This is a genomic window from Campylobacter sp. P091 (assembly GCF_002138935.1).
Classification (GTDB): Bacteria; Campylobacterota; Campylobacteria; order Campylobacterales; family Campylobacteraceae; genus Campylobacter; species Campylobacter devanensis.
In genome coordinates this window covers 195,501-214,558 of record NZ_MJKZ01000001.1, presented here as the reverse complement: position 1 = coordinate 214,558, position 19,058 = coordinate 195,501, and the positions used below count along the sequence as shown (strand labels likewise).

The following is a 19,058-nucleotide window of genomic DNA, read 5'->3' as shown; positions in this document are numbered from 1 at the left end:
CTATAATCTCGCATTAAATTTTTTACTTTTAAGGAAAAGCTAATGAGAATTTTGATAGTAGAGGATGAGACTACGCTAGGCAAAACTATAGCCGAAGGTTTGCAAGAGTTTGGCTACCAAACAGATAATTCAGAAAACTTTAATGATGCAGAATATTTTATTGGTATTCGCAATTATGATCTTGTGCTTAGTGATCTTATGCTTCCAGATGGTGATGGAATTGATTTAATTAATGTTATCAAACAAAAATCTCCACGCACATCTGTAGTAATTATTTCAGCAAAAGATGATAAAGAAAGTGAAATAAAAGCTTTTAGAGCTGGTGCTGATGATTATATTAAAAAGCCATTTGATTTTGATATTTTAGTTGCTAGACTTGAGGCTAGACTTCGCTTTGGCGGTACAAATGTGATTAAAATTGATGATTTAACAATTGATCCAGATGAAGAAAAGATTACATATCAAGGCACAGAAATTGAATTAAAAGGTAAGCCATTTGAGGTTTTAACTCATCTAGCACGCCATAGCGACCAGATTGTAAGCAAAGAACAACTTTTAGATGCTATCTGGGAGGAGCCTGAGCTAGTTACGCCAAATGTAATTGAAGTTGCTATTAATCAAATTCGCCAAAAAATGGATAAACCACTTAATATTTCCACAATTGAAACAGTAAGACGTCGTGGATATAGATTTTGCTTCCCCAAAAAAGCTTAAGGGCTAAATTTGCCCTACAATTAGCATCGGCTTCTACGATGCTAATTGTTATATTTTCGGTGATGTTATACCACTATATTAAGATTACAATCTTTGAAAATATAGTCCAAAGTCTAACTTTGGAGGCTAAGAATATCTCTGCAATGAATGAGAATGAGAGTCTTGAGTATAAAAATAGTAATTTTGATCTAATTAAAATAGTCTTAAATGATGATAATCTCACTCGGCCTGAATTTGTCTCAACTAAAGATATTAATGCTACATATTTAACGCTATATTATCCATATCAAAACCGTCTTTTAGTATTAACTAAAAATACTAGCGAATATAGTTTAATAGTAGATCAAATTTTAGTTGATATTTTAATCATTAATTCCACAGCAATATTTTTAATTTTATTTTATGCGCTATTTCTATCTAGAATGTTGCTAGCGCCTCTTCGTTCGTTTTGTCTAAAGCTTGGGCAGTTAAATGAGAGATTTCTTCAAGAAGTTGAGACAGATGAATTGCCGGTAGAATTTAAGCCTTTGGGTGATGGAGTAAATAGATTAATTGGTAGGATTTTGACCTTTGTACAGTATCAAAAGGAGCTTTTTATTGGAGCTGCGCATGAGCTAAAAACACCACTGGCAGTAATGAAAACTAAAAACGAAGTTACCCTTATTAAAGAGCGTGATACTCAAAAATATATTGATACATTAAAAAACAATAATGAATCTATAAATCAGATGAATAAAATGATTAGTTCAATTTTGGAGATTGGTAGACAAGAAGGCGCACAGTTTGAACAGCCAGTGATGACTGATATGATTGCTTATATAAATGAGATTGGTAATAATTTCTTAATTCTTGCAAAAGGTGATGATAAAAATATTAGAATGAGTTTGCGCCCTCATAGTCTTAAGATTATGATCCAGCCAACTCTATTTTTACATGTATTGCAAAATTTTGTCCAAAATGCAATTAAATTCTCTCCAAAAGGTGCCACGATTGAGATAAATTCTACACTCGCAAACGGTGAATTTATCGTTCGTGTGATTGATGAAGGGATTGGAATTGATGAGAGCAAGGATCTTTTTGCTCCATTTAAGCGCTATGGAAATAGCAGCGGGGCTGGACTTGGATTGTTTTTAGCTAAGGGAGCAGTACAAGCACTTGGCGGAAGGATTGAACTGCGTAATCGCATAGATAGAAGTGGAACGATAGCGACGCTAACGCTACCTATACGAAATAGTAAATATAAAAAATAAATTTAAAAGAGATTTAATGTCAAAAAGAGTTGCAGTTATTGATCTTGGATCAAATTCGGCTAGAATGGCGATATTTGAACGGACTAGTAGGCTTGGGTTTTTTATTCTTCGTGAGTATAAGGTAAAGGTACGTCTTGGAGAGGGCGCTTATGAGCGTGGTGGAGTATTGCAGCCTCAAGCAATGGATAATGTTTTACATGCATTTAGTGAATTTAAGCATTTTTTGAGAATTTATAAGGTTAGTAAGGTTTTATGTACCGGTACTTCAGCTTTGCGTGACGCACCAAATTCGAATATCTTTATTAATATGGTAAAAAGAGAGCTAGGATTAAATTTGCGAGTGATAAGTGGAGATATGGAGGCTTTTTATGGAGGGCTTGCAGCACTAAATCTACTTAGCCCTCTAAATGAGGCTACTACGATTGACATTGGAGGCGGCTCGACTGAGCTGGCTAAAATCAAAGATGGTAAAATCGTAGATATCATTTCGCTTGATATTGGTACAGTTAGATTAAAAGAGCTATTTTTTGATAAGGGAGATATAGATGGAGCAATTAAATTTACTCAAGAGATAATTGCTCAAATTCCATCGCACTTTATAAATGAAAATATAATAGCAATTGGCGGAAGTTTACGAGCTATATCTGGTGCGATTATGCAGTTGCAAAATCATCCAATTAGATTAGTGCATAATTTTACTTATGAGTATAAAAATTATCTGAATTTAATTAGTAAAATTGCTACAGATAAGGAATTTGATTTAAAAAATATAGCCATTAAAAAAGATCGATTTGATACTATTAGGCAAGGTGCGTTAATTTTTAGCACTGCTGCTAGAGCGCTTGAGGCTAAGATGGTCTATACTAGTGGTGTTGGGATTAGAGAGGGAGTATTTTTGGCTAATCTTCTAAGGCCAAATTTAAAATCCAAAGAGCTAATCCAAATGCCACAAAAGTATAAAATAGCCTTTCCAAAAGGCTTTAATCCAAGTCTTAGGAGCCTTCAAGATAGATTTGCTAAGCGTGATAATAGTATTACTACAAAGCATGTAAAGACTCTATTTGAGATTTTAGCTCCACTTCATAAGCTTAATCCAAGCTATCTAAATGAGCTTATAATTGCTTCTAAACTCTATAATATCGGTAGAAGTGTTGGTTTTTATTTGGAGAATTCTCATAGTGGATATCTTGTGAAAAATGCTCTAAATTACGGCTACACGCATCAGCAAAAGGCGTTAATCGCTGCTATGATTGAGTATCAGGGTAAGGCTATAAATAGTCTTGGTGAATTTGAAAAATTGCTTCCTAGTATTGATGTAGTTAGATGGCTTAGCTTTATTCTTGGACTTGCTGGAGCATTGAGCCTTAGTCCAAATATTAGTTTTGAATTTAATTCAAATACTTTATATATTAAAGGTGCAAAGAATTTTTTTATGTTAAAAAATGAGATAAGAAAACTAATAAAGCCTGAGATTTTTGTGATTTCGTTTGAGTAGGTTGAATTTGATAGGTGTCAAATTCAACCAAATACCTTAAAATCTTCTACCAATTGTAAATTCAAAGCTGCTTGTGTCATCGCCTTTTTTATCATCTAGAGCTTGAGCGTAAAATAATTGAAGTGGTCCAATAGGAGTAATCCACTCAATACCAGCTCCAGCACTAGAACGCTTAATCTCATTAATATCACTATGACCAATCATACCATAATCATAGAAAATCACTCCACGCATTTTAAGGCGATTAATGATTGGAAAGCTTAGTTCAAATGAGTTATTGAAGCTGATTTTACCGCCAGTTTCAATAATTTCACAGCCATTTATTACAGTGCCATTGCTATTTTTAGGATTGCAGATTTTTTTCTTTGGTGTAACTGATCTGCTATCATAACCTCTAATTGAGTTAATTCCACCTAAAAATAGCTTTTCATTAATAGGCAATTTTGAGCTATCATCATTATAAATATATCCAAATCCAGATTTATATCGTAAAATTAAATCCATATCTATATAGTCTTGTAAACCTTGATAAATATTAAATGTAGTTCGGCTTTTGATAAACTCCATATCGCCTCCAAGGCCAGCATACTCTAGGCTAGTTGATGCAATGATACCACTTCGTGGAACATAGTAATCATCGGTATTGTTAAATGATATACTAGGAGTTAATGCGCTTTTAATATTTACGCCATTTTGATATCCAGCATCTCTATAAAATGCATCTAACCCATCTATCTCGCTACGCTCAATTTGGTAGCTTAAATATGCGTTTATATATCTGCCTAACTGTCTTCCTCCTATAATATTAGCTCCATAGTTTTGCTCATCATACTCATCCCAGCTATAATCATTAGCAAACAGCCCCCCACCAAGACTATAAGCTGAGTCATTTACACGTGGATTGGTTAAATTTATATTTCCACTTAATGTATCATCGCTTTTATCAACCATAATGCTGCCTTTATATCCAGAGCCAAATACATTTGAGTCGCTTACTCCGGCATTTAATAGCAATCCATCGCTACTTCCATAGCCTATACCGCCTACAATACTACCAGTTGAGGTTTCTTTTACGGCTATTTCTAAGTCGATTTGGTCTTTATCTACACGTTTTTCGATTATCTGGACATCTTCAAAATAACCGCTTCTTTTTAATGCATTTTTAGAGTCTATAAGATCGGTTTTATTATATAAATTCCCTTCTGTTAAATATAGCTCACGCCTAATAATCCGATCAGCTGTACGATCATTTCCGCTTATTATCACATCTCTTATATATACCTTTTCTTTAGGAATTACCTCATAGACTATATCAGCAGTATAATCGCTATTTTTTGTAATATTTGGATGAACTTTTACATAAGCAAAGCCCTTATTTGCTACTATATTTTCTAGAGTGCTAATGTCTAATTTCATCCATGATGAGTTTAATATATCACCTTTTTGCAGCTTAAAATCATCAATTATTTCAGCTGTATCAAGTTCTAAAAACTCAGGCGCTTTAATACTAATTTGATTAGCTTTATAAATTTCACCCTCACTGATATAATAGGTCAAATCAGCTTTGTAATTATCAAAATGAGCGTTTAAATTTGGTGCTGAGACGCTAGCGTCTAAGTAGCCTTTTTTTAGATATTCATCTTGAATTTTGGCACTATCACCTGGGAGTTCATAAATTTTAGCTTTGCCATCATTTAATCCCCACATCCATCCCATAAATTCTCTACTTTTATTTGCTACGGCTGGTTCGATATCTGAATAATCTAATGCTTTAGCTCCTACTAAATTTACATTTTCGATTATGATATTTTCACCTCTATTTACTGTTAGAGTTATATGAAGTGAGTTTTTATTCTCATTTATTGGTACAATATCGGTAGTTACAACAGTATCAAAATAACCTCTAGCTTCATAGAATTGACGAATTCTAATTTTGGTATTATTTAGTGCAAACTCATCATACATTTGACCTTTTTTGATATCTATTATTTGTTCAATGGATTTTTGATCATTTGTAACAACACCATTAATATCAATTTTAGCAATTACTGGCTTTTCGACCAAATTTACTATTATATTGCCTGCATTTTCTTCGATAGTAATATTTTCAAAATACCCTTGTTTGTATAAATTTATAATAGCACGATTAGCGATCTCATCGCTAAAATTACTACCAACTTTTAGCCCGCTAATATCAGTTGCACTCTCATTAGAGAGATGTAAAAGACCGTTAAATGTAATACTCTGAATCTGAGTAGCCTCCAAAGCGGCTGCTACAATAAAGCTTGAAAGTACTGCTTTTTTCATAAAATTACCTAAAAATAAAATGGGTAAAATGGTATCATAAATATTTTTAACTTTTGATTAAGTAGCCTTTTGGACTAAATTTGATATAATCGCACGCTAAAAATTTCTAAGGAAACACTATGCATGTAGGGATTATTGGACTTGGGCTTATTGGCGGGTCTTTAGGTTTGGCACTAAAAGATATGAAGCTTATTGCCAAGGTTAGTGGATATGATTTAGATAAAAATAATGAAAATGATGCACTAAATTTAGGGCTTGTTGATGATATTATAAGCTTTGAAGAGATGAAAAAAAGCTGTGATATGATATTTTTAGCAATTCCAGTTGAAGCCATTATTAAGGTTATGCAAAACTTAAAAGATATCCCAAGCAATACTACAATTGTTGATCTTGGTTCAACAAAGGAGCAGATTTTACGCTCATGTCCAACTGAAATTAGGAGCAATTTTGTTGCAGCTCATCCTATGGCTGGAACAGAAAATTCAGGACCAAAGGCTGCTTTTAAAACTTTGTTAAATGGCGCTGTAGTAGTAATTTGTGATGATAAAAGCGCTGGAGAATTTCATATTAAAAGAGTTGTTGAGATTTTAAGTCATGCTGGGATGAAGATTGTATTTATGGATTCAAAAAGTCACGACCATCATGTAGGAATTATCTCACATTTGCCACATGTAATTAGCTATAGTTTGGTAAATTCGACCTTAAAAGAGGAAGATAAACGAAATATTTTACTTTTAGCAGCTGGTAGCTTTAGTGGAATGGCAAGAATAGCAAAGTCTAATCCGCAAATGTGGAGTGATATTTTTAAACAAAATAAAGATAATCTTTTAGAAGCAATTACATCATTTAAAAATGAACTTGAAATTTGCGAAAATATGATAAAAAACGAGAAGTGGGATGAGTTAAAAGAGTGGATGGAGACTGCACGCGCTTTAAGAGAGATACTTTAATACTATTTATTGAATTTATTTAGATAGAATTTTGCGATTTAAATTTAGTAAAGGATAGTTGTGAGAGGTTCAAAGGTTAAAACTTTTATATTTGCATTGATTTTTATCGGACTTATTTTTGGTGTTGTTGGAGTATTAAACTCAAATTCAATGGATTCAGAACCACCAAAAATATCTATAAATAGTGAAATTTACTGGAATCAAAAGACTCCAATTGATCTAAATATTAGTGATAATGGTACACTACAATCATTTAAAGTTACATTAGTAGATGGACAAAGCGCTCATATTATAATGGATGAAAAATTTAATGAACCACAAAATCAAGCACAGATAAATTTAAAATTTCCAAAAAGTCTAATTTTAGATAAAAATCGTGCATATGAGCTATTAATAGAAGCAAAGGATTCTAGTTTTTTAGGTGGAAATGTAGCTAGTAAAAAGGTAAATTTGATAATTGATAGTAAAAATCCTCAAATTCAACTCATAAACCAATCATATAAAATTACTAAAGGTGGCTCAGCTGTTGTAGTTTTTAAAGCAGTTGATGAGAATTTACAAAGTGTTTATATCCAAAACGGAGATCGAATTTTTAAACCAACTAAATTTGTAAAAGATGGTTACTGGGCTTCTTTGCTCGCATGGGATTTACAAAGCCCAAATTTTAAAGCTAGAATTGTGGCTGTAGATAAAGCCGGTAATAAGAGTTTCTCAAGTATTGGCTACTATTTGCAAGATCGTAAATATAAAGAGTCTAGAATTGCTTTGAGTGATAGATTTTTAGATGGTAAAATTGATGAGCTAGCCAACCAATATGCTCAAAATTATCCAGAGCTTGATAGACTTGCAAAGTTTAAATTTGTAAATGAAACTCTAAGGGATTCAAACGAAGATATGATTCATAAGATAACTTCAGCAGTGCCAGAGGAGATTATAGATAGCTTTTATATTGAACCATTCTATCCGCTTAGAAATGGTGCAGCAGTAGCAAGTTTTGGAGATCATAGATTTTATACTTATAATGGAGAAGATGTAAGTCAAAGCTGGCATATGGGGCTAGATCTTGCTAGTACAGCTATGGCATCAATTGATACGCAAAATGCAGCTTTTGTGGCATATAATGATTTAAATGGAATTTATGGTGAGAATATTATTTTATATCATGGATTTGGACTTTATACACTTTATGGGCATTGTAATGGTACTTTGGTTAAACCTGGTGAGCATATTGGAGCTAAGCATATAATTGGTAAAACTGGCACTAGCGGATTAGCGCTTGGCGATCATTTGCACTTTGGGGTGTTAATTCAAGGCGTTGAGGTTAGGCCTGAGGAGTGGATGGATAGAAAATGGATGAAAGATAATATCTATGATATTTTAAATTCAGCCAAAAAAGCTATAAAAGGCTGAAATTTTAAGATTTTTTAATCCTTTTATGATTATAATTTGCAAAATTTTAAGGAATATTGTGAAACAAAGAACTATAGGAAAACGAGTAGAAGGAGTCGGAATTGGTCTTCACAAAGGTGAGCCAATTAAGCTGATTTTAGAGCCTTTAGAAGCTGATAGCGGAGTAGTATTTTATAGAAGTGATAAGGCTACAAGTTTTAAAGCTGAGCCAAGTAGTGTATTAAATACTCAGATGGCTACAGTAATTGGCAATGAAAAGGCTACAGTATCAACTATCGAACACCTAATGAGTGCGATAAATAGCTATGGAATTGATAATATCAGAGTTATTTTAGATGCAAATGAAGTACCAGTGATGGATGGAAGTGCTATTAGTTTTTGTATGATGCTCGATGAGGCTGGTATAGTCGAGCTAGAAGCCGATAAAAAGGTGATAGTAGTTAAGCGAGAAGTAGAGGTAAGAGAGGGCGATAAATATGTCAAATTAACTCCATCAACTAATCCAAAATTTAACTATACAATTAAATTTGAAAATCCAGTAATTGGCTTACAAAGTTATACTTTTGAATTTAGTAAAGAAAATTTTATAAATCAAATAGCAAGGGCTAGGACTTTTGGATTTTTAAAAGATGTACAAAAACTAAATTCAATGGGGCTAGCACTGGGCGGAAGCTTAGATAATGCTGTAGTAATAGATGGTGGTAAAATATTAAATCCTGAGGGGTTAAGATTTGAAAATGAATTTGTCCGTCATAAAATTTTAGACGCAATTGGCGATATAAGCTTACTTGGAGCACCTATGATTGGAGATTATGAAGCTTTTGCTGGAAGTCATGATTTAAATCATAAATTAACTGTAGCACTATTAAGCGATGAGAAAAATTATGAGATTATAACTCTAAGTGAAGCAACACAAAAAGAGTATGAAAAGGCATTTGCATAAAAAAGGTTGATATATTAGTAATTTGCCTTAGTTCACCTTTGCTTGTGGGTGTATATTTAGGTGGAAATTTAATTGAGCAGATTAAGAGCGATGAAAAAGCAAGCGAATCCTTAGGAGAGATTTTGGGTTTGCTAAGTGCTAAATTTGAGATTAGTAAAATTATTTATGCTAATGGGCCAGGAAGCTTTATGGGGCTAAAGGTTGCTTATTTGACACTTTGTACTTTTTGCGTGGCTCGTGGGTTAGAGTTTTATGGAGTTGATGGATTTGCTTTAAATGGGGCTAAGCCAATTAGAGCCAATAAAAATATGAGTTTTGTGCTAAAAAATGGGGCTATTAGTCTACAAAGAGTTGAACCGTATGAATTTGAATTGCCAATAAGTTTAGATGGTTTGGAGTTGATAGCTGATGCATTGCCAAATTATGTTATAGATGCAGTTTAGGAGATTATAATGACAATATTTACACCAGCAACAAGTGCGAATTTGGGGCCTGGATTTGACTCTTTGGGTCTAGCTTTAAAGCTTTATAATGAGGTTAGCATCACTGAACAAAAGATTAGCTCTATTAATATTATAGGTGAAGGAAGCGATAAAATTGCTTTGAAAAAAAATAATACATTTGTGAATATTTTTAATGAAACTATTGCTAGCTTAAATGGTAAGAGTTTAAATTATAAATTTAACTTTGTAAACAATATTCCCTTTTCAAGAGGATTAGGAAGCTCTAGTTCGGTTATAGTTGGCGCTATTGCGGCTGCTTATTATATCGCAGGATTTAAGGTTGAGCGTAGCGTAATTTTGGATAAAGCTTTACAGTATGAAAATCATCCTGATAATATTTCGCCAGCCGTTTGGGGTGGATTTACAGTAAATATTGTTAGTGGCGATTCAGTTTTTACTCAAAGAACAGATATTGATTCAAATTTAAAAGCTGTGGTTGTTATTCCAGATGAGCCGATGAATACCAAGCAAAGCCGTGGCAAACTCCCGGCAAACTATACAATGAGCGAGTGCGTAAGCAATCTTAGTCATGCTGCTTACTTAAGTAGCTGTTTTATTAAAAAAGATTATAATAATTTACGTCTTGCAAGTATTGATAAAATGCATGAAGAGTGCAGAATGAGTGCTTTGCCAGAGCTTTTTAGGGTTAAAGAAGTAGCATATGCTAATGGTTCTTTAATGAGTACACTCTCAGGAAGCGGATCAAGCTTTTTGAATTTAACCTATGATGATAGAGCGCAAGCTTTAGCGCAGGCTTTGCAGAGTGAGTTTAGTAAATTTAGAGTTGTAATTTTAGATATTGACAACGATGGATTTAATATAAAAAGCTAAAAATAAAGAAAACTAAGATATAATAGTGCGAAAATTTCATAAACCTATTAGAATGTGCGTGGTTTGCAAGGGCAGATTTTACCAAAAAGAGCTTTATAAATTCCGATCATTAAATGGCGAAATAATCTTAAATTTAGGTAACGCCAGATCATTTTATATCTGTGAAAATTGTATCCAAAAAGATATAAAAGATCTTAGAAAACCACTTACAAAATTTGGTAAAAATAGTATAAATTTAAAGGAGATAATAGTCAATGGCAAAGGTTAGAATTCACGAAATAGCAAAAGAGCTAGGCTCATCATCTAAAAAAATTTTAGAGAAGGCAAAAGAGCTAGGTTTTGCGGTGACTACTGTCTCAAGCGCTGTAAGTCAAGAAGATGCTGCAAAGCTTTATGATTATGTCCAATCTGGTATAATCCCAGAGGCTAAATCGGCTAAAAAGCCAGCAGTTAAACAGTCGCTAAAAGAGGAGTCAAAACCAACTATAAAAGATGAGTCACTCAAAACTCAGCTAGCACCTGAATCAGTAAAAGTAGTAGCTGTAGAGTCAAAACAGCAGCCAGAATCCAACCAAAAAGATGAATCAAAACCTGAGAGTCTAGCAAATTCAAGTATAAATAAAAGGCGTGGCTTAGTAATTGTTAAAAAGAAAAAAGACGAACAGCCAAAAGTAGAAAAATCTAGCAGCCCAACAATGATAAATAATAAAGCACTTGAATCTATGTTTGGTAGTGGTGAGGAGAGTTTTAAAAAGAAGAAAAAAGATAAAAAACAATTTCAAGCCACTAAAAAAGAGAGCTCATCAAAGCTTGATTTAATGGGTCTTAGTGAATTTGGTGATGATATTGTAATCGATGATGAAGATGTTGTAGTGCTACCAGACCTCACAGTAAAACCGATTGAAACTGAAAGGGTTCAAACTACTAAAAAACCTCTAAATGTTTATAAACCTGCGCAAAATAGTGGCTTTAATCTTGATGGTGGAATCCAAAGAAGTAGCCGTAAAAAACATAAAAAGTTACCTAAAGATAATCAAAATGAGAGCATAACAAGTGTAGATATACCAAAAGAGATTAGAGTATATGAATTTGCTGACAAAATCAAAAAATCCCCAAGTGAGATTATTGGTAAGCTTTTTATGCTTGGCAAGATGACTACCAAAAATGACTTCTTAGAAGAAGATGAGATTGAAATTTTAGGTGCTGAGTTTGGTATTGAGATTAATATTGTAGATACTCAAGAGGAATTTGACTATGTCAAAGCTTATGAGGGTGAAGATGATCAACACTCCGAGCCTAGAGCGCCTGTAGTTACGATAATGGGGCATGTCGATCATGGTAAGACAAGCTTACTTGATTATATCCAAAACTCTAGAGTAGCAAGTGGCGAAGCCGGTGGCATCACTCAACATGTTGGCGCATATATGGTAGAAAAAAATGGCAAAAATATCACATTTATCGATACGCCAGGGCATGAGGCCTTCACTGCTATGAGAGCTAGGGGAGCTAGTGTTACTGATATTGTTATTATCGTAGTGGCTGCTGATGATGGTGTTAAACCTCAAACCAAGGAGGCTATAGCTCACGCTAAGGCAGCGGGTGTGCCAATTATCATAGCAATAAATAAAATGGATAAAGAGAGTGCTAATCCTGATTTGGTCAAAAGTGGTTTGGCAGAACTTGATATCATGCCTACAGAGTGGGGTGGGTCTTATGAGTTTGTCCCAGTGTCAGCAAAAACGGGGATGGGGATAGAAGATTTATTAGAAATAGTGCTTTTACAAGCTGAAATTTTAGAGCTAAAAGCCAATCCAAATAGAGAGGCCAAAGCTACAATTATAGAGAGTTCATTGCAAAAAGGCCGTGGCCCAGTAGCTACTGTAATAGTAGAAAACGGCACATTAAAAGTAGGTGATACTATAGTGGCTGGTGTGGCGTATGGTAAAGTAAGAGCTTTAAGCGATGATAAGGGTCGAAGCTTAAAGGCTATTAAGCCAGGAGAGTGTGGGGTATTAATAGGTCTAAGCGAAGTGCCTGAAGCTGGTGAGACGCTAATTAGCGTAAAAAGCGATAAAGAAGCCCGTGAATACGCACAGAAAAAATATGAGTATCTACGCCAAAAAGAGTTAAGCAAATCTACAAAAGTTACAATAGATGAGTTAAGCGCCAAAATCGCAGAAGGCGAGCTGAAAAACCTACCTGTAATAATCAAAGCCGATGTCCAAGGCTCATTAGAGGCTATTAAAGCTAGTCTTGAGAAGCTTAGAAATGATGAGATTAAAGTTAGCATTATCCACTCTGGTGTAGGCGGTATCACTCAAAGCGATATATCTCTAGCTAGTGCTAGTCAAAATTGCGTGATATTAGGATTTAATATCAGACCAACTGGTGATATCAAAGAAAAAGCCAAAGAAAAAGCTGTCGAGATCAAAACCTATAATGTAATTTACAATCTTTTAGATGATGTTAAGGCTTTATTAAGTGGCCTTATGAGCCCAGTTATCACTGAAGAGGATCTTGGTCAAGCAGTGATTAGACAAGTTATAAATGTACCAAAAGTCGGTCAAATCGCTGGCTGTATGGTGACTGAAGGTATTATTAGCAGGGGTGCGAAAATTCGTGTTATTCGTGATGGCGTGGTGGTATTTGAAGGCAATATCAGCTCACTTAAACGCTTTAAAGATGATGCCAAAGAGGTAGCAAAGGGCTATGAGTGTGGCGTAGGGATTGAAGGCTATAATGATATGAGAGAGGGCGATTATATCGAGAGTTATAAAGAAGTAGAGAATAAGGCTGAGATATGAATCCTGCTGAGTTAAAAAGACTTCGCACCCAAAGCATATTAAAAGAGCTAATTCCAGAAGCCCTAAGCACTCTTGAAGATGAATATTTAAAGGGACTTTGTGTTACTGATGTTGAGTGTAAAAAGGGTAGATATGATGCCTTTGTATATTTAGATAAGATGAATTTTGATGAGAAGGAACAAGCCTATATATTATCTCATCTTAAAAAGATTAGTCGCCATATCCAAAATCATTGTATGGCAGCCGAGGGGTGGTATAGGGCTCCAAATTTTCATTTTATTTTTGATGATAGATTAAAGTATCAAAATCATATAGACGCTCTATTTGCTAAGGTTGCTGATGAGTTACAAAAGGGTAAAAAGTGAATTTAGAAGAGTTAGAAAAGTTATTAAATGATTGCGGCGTGGCTCTGTATGATACAGAGATAGCCAACGAAAATGGCCGCCAAATTTATAGAGTTTATATAACCAAAAGTGGTGGTGTGAGCTTGGATGATTGCGAGGTTGTTAGTAAGCTTTTATCGCCTATTTATGATGTTATGCCGCCAGTTAGTGGGGATTGGGTTTTAGAAGTTTCTAGTCCAGGGCTTGAGCGAAAACTTAGCAAACCAGAACATTTTGCTAAGAGTATATCTGAGATGGCAAAGATTATATTAAGCGATAAAAGTGAGATAATTGGCACAATAGTAAGTGCAAATGGTGATGATATCGTAATCAATGATGGCACACAAAATATAAATTTAAATTTTAATAATATCAAAAAAGCCAAAACCTTCATCCAGTGGTAACTATGGGTGATGAGTTTTATCTATCTTTAGCCATTGATAAGGCGTGGGATTATCAGCTTTTGACCTATCCTAATCCTGCAGTCGGGGCTGTGATTTTAGATGAAAATGGCAAGATTTTATCTATTTGTGCTCATCAAAAAGCTGGAGAGGCTCACGCTGAATTAAATGCGACAAAAGAGGCCTTAGAGAGCAAAGATAGCAGTTTAAAAAGCATATTTGCCGCCGCTAAAAATCCAGATGAGCTATATAATCTAATAATCCAAAATCACCGAAATTTGCTTAAAAACTCCACCTATTATGTGACGCTAGAGCCATGCGCTCACCAAGGTAAGACGCCACCTTGTGCGAGTTTGATTCTTGCTATGGGGGCAAGGCGAGTTGTAATCGGCTCAAAGGATTTAGGAGAGCATGCTAAGGGCGGGGCTAAGCTTTTGGCTGATAATGGCGTGGAGGTAGATATTGGAGTTTGTGCTAAGGAGTGTGATGAGTTGCTTGAGCCATTTCTTAGATGGCAAAGTGGAAATTTTACATTTTTTAAAATTGCCTTAACGCAAAATGGCGTAGCAACTGGTGGAGTAATATCAAATTTAGCCAGTCGTACTCATACACATCGTCTTAGAGCGCTTGCTGAACTGATGGTAGTTGGCGGAGCTACAGTTTGCACAGATAGATCAACGCTAGATGCTAGGCTAATTAGTGGGCGTGCACCAGATATTTTAATCTACTCATCTAAAACTGAATTTGATTTACAAATACCGCTTTTTAATATACCAAATCGTAAAGTTGAAATCTCAAATTCGATAGAACCGGCTTTTAAAAAGAGATTTGTGATGATAGAAGGTGGCGAGAATTTCTTAAAAAATTTAGATTCTAGAGTAGATTGGATTCTAATTTATCGCTCAAATGAATTCAAAAGTGCTAATAATATAAATTTAGATATGAAGGTTAAAATATTACATAGAAGTATTTTTGGCGATGGAGAGCTTTTGTGGTGCAAGAGACTAGATTTAGGAATTAATGCATGAAATATGTAACTATTTTTGGCTCAGCCAGATTAGATGCTAGCAGTGAACATTATCAAAAAGCATATAAAATCGCAAAAGCTTTGGCAGCTACTGGATATGGGGTTATCACTGGTGGAGGTGGCGGCATTATGGAAGCAGCAAACCGTGGAGCATTTGAAGCTAGAGGGGATAGTATAGGGATAAATGTTATATTGCCAAATGAGCAACAGCTCAATTCTTATTGCACCAAATCGCAGACATTAAATAGTTTAAGCGAGCGAAAAAACGCTTTAATAAAAGATAGTTTTGCTTTTATTATTTTTCCTGGTGGTTTTGGAACGCTTGATGAGGCTTTTGAGGTTATTACATTGGCGCAGGCAAGGCTTAGAGATCATAAGGTGATTTTTGTTCAAAGAGATTTTTGGACGCCACTTTTTAACTTTTTAGATAATCTTGTGAATTTGGGTTTGGTTAATAAAAATAGCTATTATAGTGCTGATAATATAGATGAGATTATGGATATTTTACTTTTATAGCATAAATATAAAGCAGTGCTAGCTTATTGCTATATTATGTATGCTAAATGTCAATTTACTTAGATTATACAAGACAAATTTGGCTAAATGAGTTTTAAAAACTTGTATTTTTAAGATAAAATTATTAAGGTTTTGTATAAGATTAGATTTGCTCAAACTAATTCTAAATTTATATAATATACTATTTAAATATATTATATAAATTTTTACTATCTCGTTTTATTATATTTAGAAATATTTTGTATAATCATCAAAAAATAGCGATAAAAGGATTATTTTGAAAGTATTAATAGCATTAAGCGGTGGTGTAGATAGCTCAATGAGTGCCAAATATTTACAAGATCAGGGTTATAGTGTAGTAGGTTGCTATATGAAGCTACACGGCAGAGAGGATTACCATAGACATAATATTGAGAATGTCAAAAAAGTATGTGAGTTTTTAGGGATAGAGACTCATGTTTTAGATCTGCAAGAGACTTTTAAAAAAGAGGTTTATGATCTATTTGTTAATTCATACAAGGATGGAATTACGCCAAATCCATGCGCTCACTGTAATCGCTTGATTAAATTTGGTGCACTTTGGGAATTTGCTAAGAGTCTAGGCTGTGATAAAATCGCAACTGGTCATTATGCTAGAATAGAAAATGGCTTAATAAAATCTGCTATTGATGAGACTAAAGATCAAAGTTATTTCTTAGCCAATCTTGACCCGCAAATTTTACCTTACATCATCTTTCCACTCGGAGATAAGCTCAAAGTCGATATAAAAGCCCAGGCTTCGCAAATACCACAGATTGCATCGTTGGCCTCACAAAAGGAAAGTAGTGAGATTTGTTTTGTTGAGACTACATATATTGATGTTTTAAAGCAGCACTATAATACCAATCTTCCAGGTATTGTTCGTAATTCAAATGGCGATGCTATCGGTACTCATGATGGCTATATGCATTATACAATTGGCAAGCGCAAAGGCTTTAAAATCAATGGTGCGCATGATCCTCATTATGTAACTAATATCAATGCTAGAGCTAATGAGATTATCGTAGGTAAAAAAGATGAATTAGAGTGCTATGAATTTAAAACACGTAATTTTAATAATTTTACTCAGTTGAGCGAATTTGAATCTTATGTAAAAATTAGATATCGTTCAAAGCCTATTTTATGTGTTGTTCATGTAAGCAATGGAGTAGCAACTGTAGAACTAAAGAGCAATGCTGGAGCTGTTGCTAGTGGTCAGTTAGCTGTATTTTATGATGAAAATCAAAGGGTTTTAGCTAGCGGATTTATAGAATAAATTTGCTAGTCAATTTATTCTTTTGAGTTTAGATATTATTATATGTCTTGTGCCTGCCGTGTATAGTAATTGTTTAAATTTATACTATGCTAAATTTGCAAAAGCAAGGCTAAATTTATCATTTTTATCGCTTTTATATTAATTTTTATCGGTTTATTAATTAAATTTAGATAAAATATTGCCTAAAATTTTTTTATAAAGAGGTTACAATGGCACTACCAGAAGCAGAACATATATGGTATGATGGCAAATTAGTCAAATGGCACGAGGCTACAACTCATGTTTTAACTCACTCATTACATTACGGCAATGCTGTATTTGAAGGCGTTAGAGCTTATATGACACCAAAGGGTTTAGCTATTCTTTGCCTTGAAGCACATACAAAAAGGCTATTTGAATCTGCTAAGGCTTGTGGGATTAAAATTCCATTTACCGCTGAAGAGATCAATCAAGCACACATTGACCTATTAAAAAGCAACACCTACACAGATAATGTCTATATTCGTCCACTTGTATTTTTAGGCTATGGTAAAATGGGCGTTAGTCATATTGGATGCCCAGTAAATGTCGCTATTGCAGCGTGGCAGTGGGGTGCATATATGGGCGAAGAAGCTCTGCAAAATGGTATAAAAGTCAAAATCGCCTCTTGGATGAAGCCAGCACCATTTTCTATGATGGCAAAGGCCAAAGCAAGCGCTAATTACTTTAATTCTCAAATGGCAAATTTCGAAGCACACGAAGCAGGCTGCGATGAGGCTTTGCTGCTTGATCCGCAAGGATTTATCGCTGAAGGTAGCGGCGAGTGCTTTTTTATAGTCAAAGATGGCGTGATAATCACCCCACCAAATGACACTAGCTTAGAGAGTATTACTCAAAAAAATGTGATTCAAATAGCAAAAGATTTAGGCTATACAGTACTTCGCCAAAGAATTACTAGAGATGAAGCTTATAACGCTGATGAAGCATTTTTTACTGGAACAGCAGCAGAGGTTACGCCAATTAGTAGTATAGATAGTAGAGTAATTGGTAGCGGCAAAAGAGGTTCAGTATCGCATGAGCTTCAAGGTGCGTATTTTGATATAGTAATGGGTAAAAATCCAAAATACGAACATCTACTTACTTATATTAATTAAAGGACAAGAATTGCCTGCAGATTTAAATGACTATTTTAATAAAAAAAATGGTAACTCAAATAACGATGAGAGGAAGCCAAATTTTAATTTTAAAAAGCCAAATGTACCAAATTTGAGCGGAGGTTTAGGTAAATTTAGTGGTATTATATATGCTTTAATTGCTATAATTGTTATCTTGGTGGTAGCTAAGCCATTTGTGGTTATTAACTCAGGTGAGGTAGGTATTAAATCTACTGCTGGTAAATTTGACCCAAATCCACTTCAACCAGGATTTCATTTTTTTATACCTTTTATTCAAGAGGTACGCATAGTTGATACTAAAGTTCGTCAGATTAATTACACCTCTACAGAGGGTAGAAATGAGACAAATTTCCGTGGTAGCGGAATTGAAACTAAAGATACTATATCGGTTTTAGACTCTCGTGGACTTCCTGTTAGTATGGATATTACTGTTCAGTATCGCCTAAATCCACAAAATGCACCACAAACCATTGCTGCGTGGGGTTTTAGCTGGGAAAATAAAATAATAGACCCAGTTGTAAGAAATGTTGTAAGAAATGTAACAGGTAAATACACAGCAGAAGAGCTACCAGAGCGTAGAAACGATATCGCCGCAGCTATCGATATGGGAATTCGCTCTGATATTGATAAACAGCCAAATCAACCTGTAGAATTAGCTAGTGTTCAGCTAAGAGAGATAATATTGCCACCAAAAGTAAAAGAGCAGATTGAAAGAGTTCAAATAGCAAAACAAGAGGCTGAAAGAACTAAATATGAAGTTGAGCGTGCAAATCAAGAAGCTCTTAAAAAAGCTGCTCTTGCTAAAGGTACCGCCGAAGCTGTAAAAATCGAAGCCCAAGGTAGAGCCGATGCCGTTAAAATCGAAGCCGATGCGCAAGCCTACTCAAATTCACAAATCGCAAGAAGCTTGACAAATAATCTTTTAGAACTCAAACAGATCGAGACTCAAAAAGGGTTTAACGAAGCTTTAAAAACCAATCAAGATGCGAAAATTTTCTTAACTCCTGGTGGAGCTGTTCCAAATATCTGGGTAGATACCAAAGATAAACAAAAACAAACTTCAACACAAAATTAAG

At 34.4% G+C, this 19,058-nt stretch carries 18 protein-coding genes; 17 read left to right on the top strand and 1 reads right to left on the bottom strand.

The window, feature by feature from the left end; genetic code table 11:
* Positions 1-42: 42 nt before the first annotated feature.
* From hsrA to CIGNP91_RS01050, 3 genes are read left to right on the top strand one after another with little or no spacing between them, the layout of a single operon-like run.
* Positions 43-714 carry a homeostatic response regulator transcription factor HsrA gene (hsrA, locus tag CIGNP91_RS01060; protein ID WP_086225363.1) on the top strand — a complete coding sequence of 224 codons (672 nt, stop codon included), beginning with the start codon at positions 43-45 and terminating at the stop codon, positions 712-714.
* 38 nt (positions 715-752) lie between these two features.
* Positions 753-1,964 (top strand): sensor histidine kinase, encoded by a 1,212-nt coding sequence (locus CIGNP91_RS01055; RefSeq protein ID WP_180383190.1) that lies wholly within the window; start codon positions 753-755, stop codon positions 1,962-1,964.
* 16 nt (positions 1,965-1,980) lie between these two features.
* The gene (locus tag CIGNP91_RS01050; protein WP_086234920.1) at positions 1,981-3,459 is read left to right on the top strand and encodes a Ppx/GppA phosphatase family protein; all 1,479 of its coding nucleotides are present in this window, start codon (positions 1,981-1,983) and stop codon (positions 3,457-3,459) included.
* 36 nt (positions 3,460-3,495) lie between these two features.
* On the opposite strand, the gene bamA is transcribed toward CIGNP91_RS01050, so the two are convergent.
* Entirely contained in the window at positions 3,496-5,766 is a 2,271-nt protein-coding gene (bamA, locus tag CIGNP91_RS01045) for an outer membrane protein assembly factor BamA (protein ID WP_086253122.1), read from the bottom strand.
* A gap of 119 nt (positions 5,767-5,885) precedes the next feature.
* Between bamA and CIGNP91_RS01040 the strand changes: the two genes are divergently transcribed.
* The 14 genes from CIGNP91_RS01040 to CIGNP91_RS00975 all read left to right on the top strand — a co-directional run bounded on the left by CIGNP91_RS01040 (position 5,886) and on the right by CIGNP91_RS00975 (position 19,057).
* Positions 5,886-6,716 carry a prephenate dehydrogenase gene (locus tag CIGNP91_RS01040; protein ID WP_086233394.1) on the top strand — a complete coding sequence of 277 codons (831 nt, stop codon included), beginning with the start codon at positions 5,886-5,888 and terminating at the stop codon, positions 6,714-6,716.
* Between the two features lie 60 nt (positions 6,717-6,776).
* A complete protein-coding gene (locus CIGNP91_RS01035; protein ID WP_236848351.1) occupies positions 6,777-8,126 on the top strand; it encodes a M23 family metallopeptidase in 1,350 nt (449 codons plus the stop codon).
* A 58-nt stretch (positions 8,127-8,184) separates the two neighbouring features.
* Positions 8,185-9,069, top strand: coding sequence for a UDP-3-O-acyl-N-acetylglucosamine deacetylase (lpxC, locus tag CIGNP91_RS01030; protein ID WP_086228281.1), 885 nt, complete (start codon positions 8,185-8,187; stop codon positions 9,067-9,069).
* A gap of 44 nt (positions 9,070-9,113) precedes the next feature.
* Positions 9,114-9,512 (top strand): glycoprotease, encoded by a 399-nt coding sequence (locus CIGNP91_RS01025; protein ID WP_236844772.1) that lies wholly within the window; start codon positions 9,114-9,116, stop codon positions 9,510-9,512.
* 9 nt (positions 9,513-9,521) lie between these two features.
* Entirely contained in the window at positions 9,522-10,403 is an 882-nt protein-coding gene (gene thrB / locus CIGNP91_RS01020; protein WP_086253121.1) for a homoserine kinase, read from the top strand.
* 25 nt (positions 10,404-10,428) lie between these two features.
* Entirely contained in the window at positions 10,429-10,671 is a 243-nt protein-coding gene (locus CIGNP91_RS01015; RefSeq protein ID WP_236848350.1) for a hypothetical protein, read from the top strand.
* Positions 10,658-13,207, top strand: coding sequence for a translation initiation factor IF-2 (gene infB / locus CIGNP91_RS01010; RefSeq protein WP_086253120.1), 2,550 nt, complete (start codon positions 10,658-10,660; stop codon positions 13,205-13,207). The genes CIGNP91_RS01015 and infB overlap by 14 nt, the downstream gene beginning before the upstream one ends.
* Positions 13,204-13,572, top strand: a complete 369-nt coding sequence (rbfA, locus tag CIGNP91_RS01005; RefSeq protein WP_086227221.1) for a 30S ribosome-binding factor RbfA — start codon at positions 13,204-13,206, stop codon at positions 13,570-13,572. Before infB ends, rbfA begins: the two co-directional genes overlap by 4 nt.
* Complete coding sequence (gene rimP / locus CIGNP91_RS01000) at positions 13,569-13,994, top strand: ribosome maturation factor RimP (RefSeq protein WP_086225371.1); 426 nt, start codon at positions 13,569-13,571, stop codon at positions 13,992-13,994. The genes rbfA and rimP overlap by 4 nt, the downstream gene beginning before the upstream one ends.
* A gap of 2 nt (positions 13,995-13,996) precedes the next feature.
* The gene (gene ribD, locus CIGNP91_RS00995) at positions 13,997-15,019 is read left to right on the top strand and encodes a bifunctional diaminohydroxyphosphoribosylaminopyrimidine deaminase/5-amino-6-(5-phosphoribosylamino)uracil reductase RibD (protein WP_086253119.1); all 1,023 of its coding nucleotides are present in this window, start codon (positions 13,997-13,999) and stop codon (positions 15,017-15,019) included.
* Positions 15,016-15,534 (top strand): TIGR00730 family Rossman fold protein, encoded by a 519-nt coding sequence (locus tag CIGNP91_RS00990; RefSeq protein ID WP_086229432.1) that lies wholly within the window; start codon positions 15,016-15,018, stop codon positions 15,532-15,534. The genes ribD and CIGNP91_RS00990 overlap by 4 nt, the downstream gene beginning before the upstream one ends.
* 277 nt (positions 15,535-15,811) lie before the next feature.
* The gene (mnmA, locus tag CIGNP91_RS00985) at positions 15,812-16,828 is read left to right on the top strand and encodes a tRNA 2-thiouridine(34) synthase MnmA (RefSeq protein WP_086253118.1); all 1,017 of its coding nucleotides are present in this window, start codon (positions 15,812-15,814) and stop codon (positions 16,826-16,828) included.
* 209 nt (positions 16,829-17,037) lie between these two features.
* Entirely contained in the window at positions 17,038-17,961 is a 924-nt protein-coding gene (locus CIGNP91_RS00980) for a branched-chain amino acid transaminase (protein WP_086253117.1), read from the top strand.
* Positions 17,962-17,971: 10 nt separating this feature from the next.
* Positions 17,972-19,057: an SPFH domain-containing protein gene (locus tag CIGNP91_RS00975; protein WP_086232331.1), complete on the top strand. Its 1,086-nt coding sequence runs from the start codon at positions 17,972-17,974 to the stop codon at positions 19,055-19,057.
* Position 19,058: the final 1 nt, after the last annotated feature.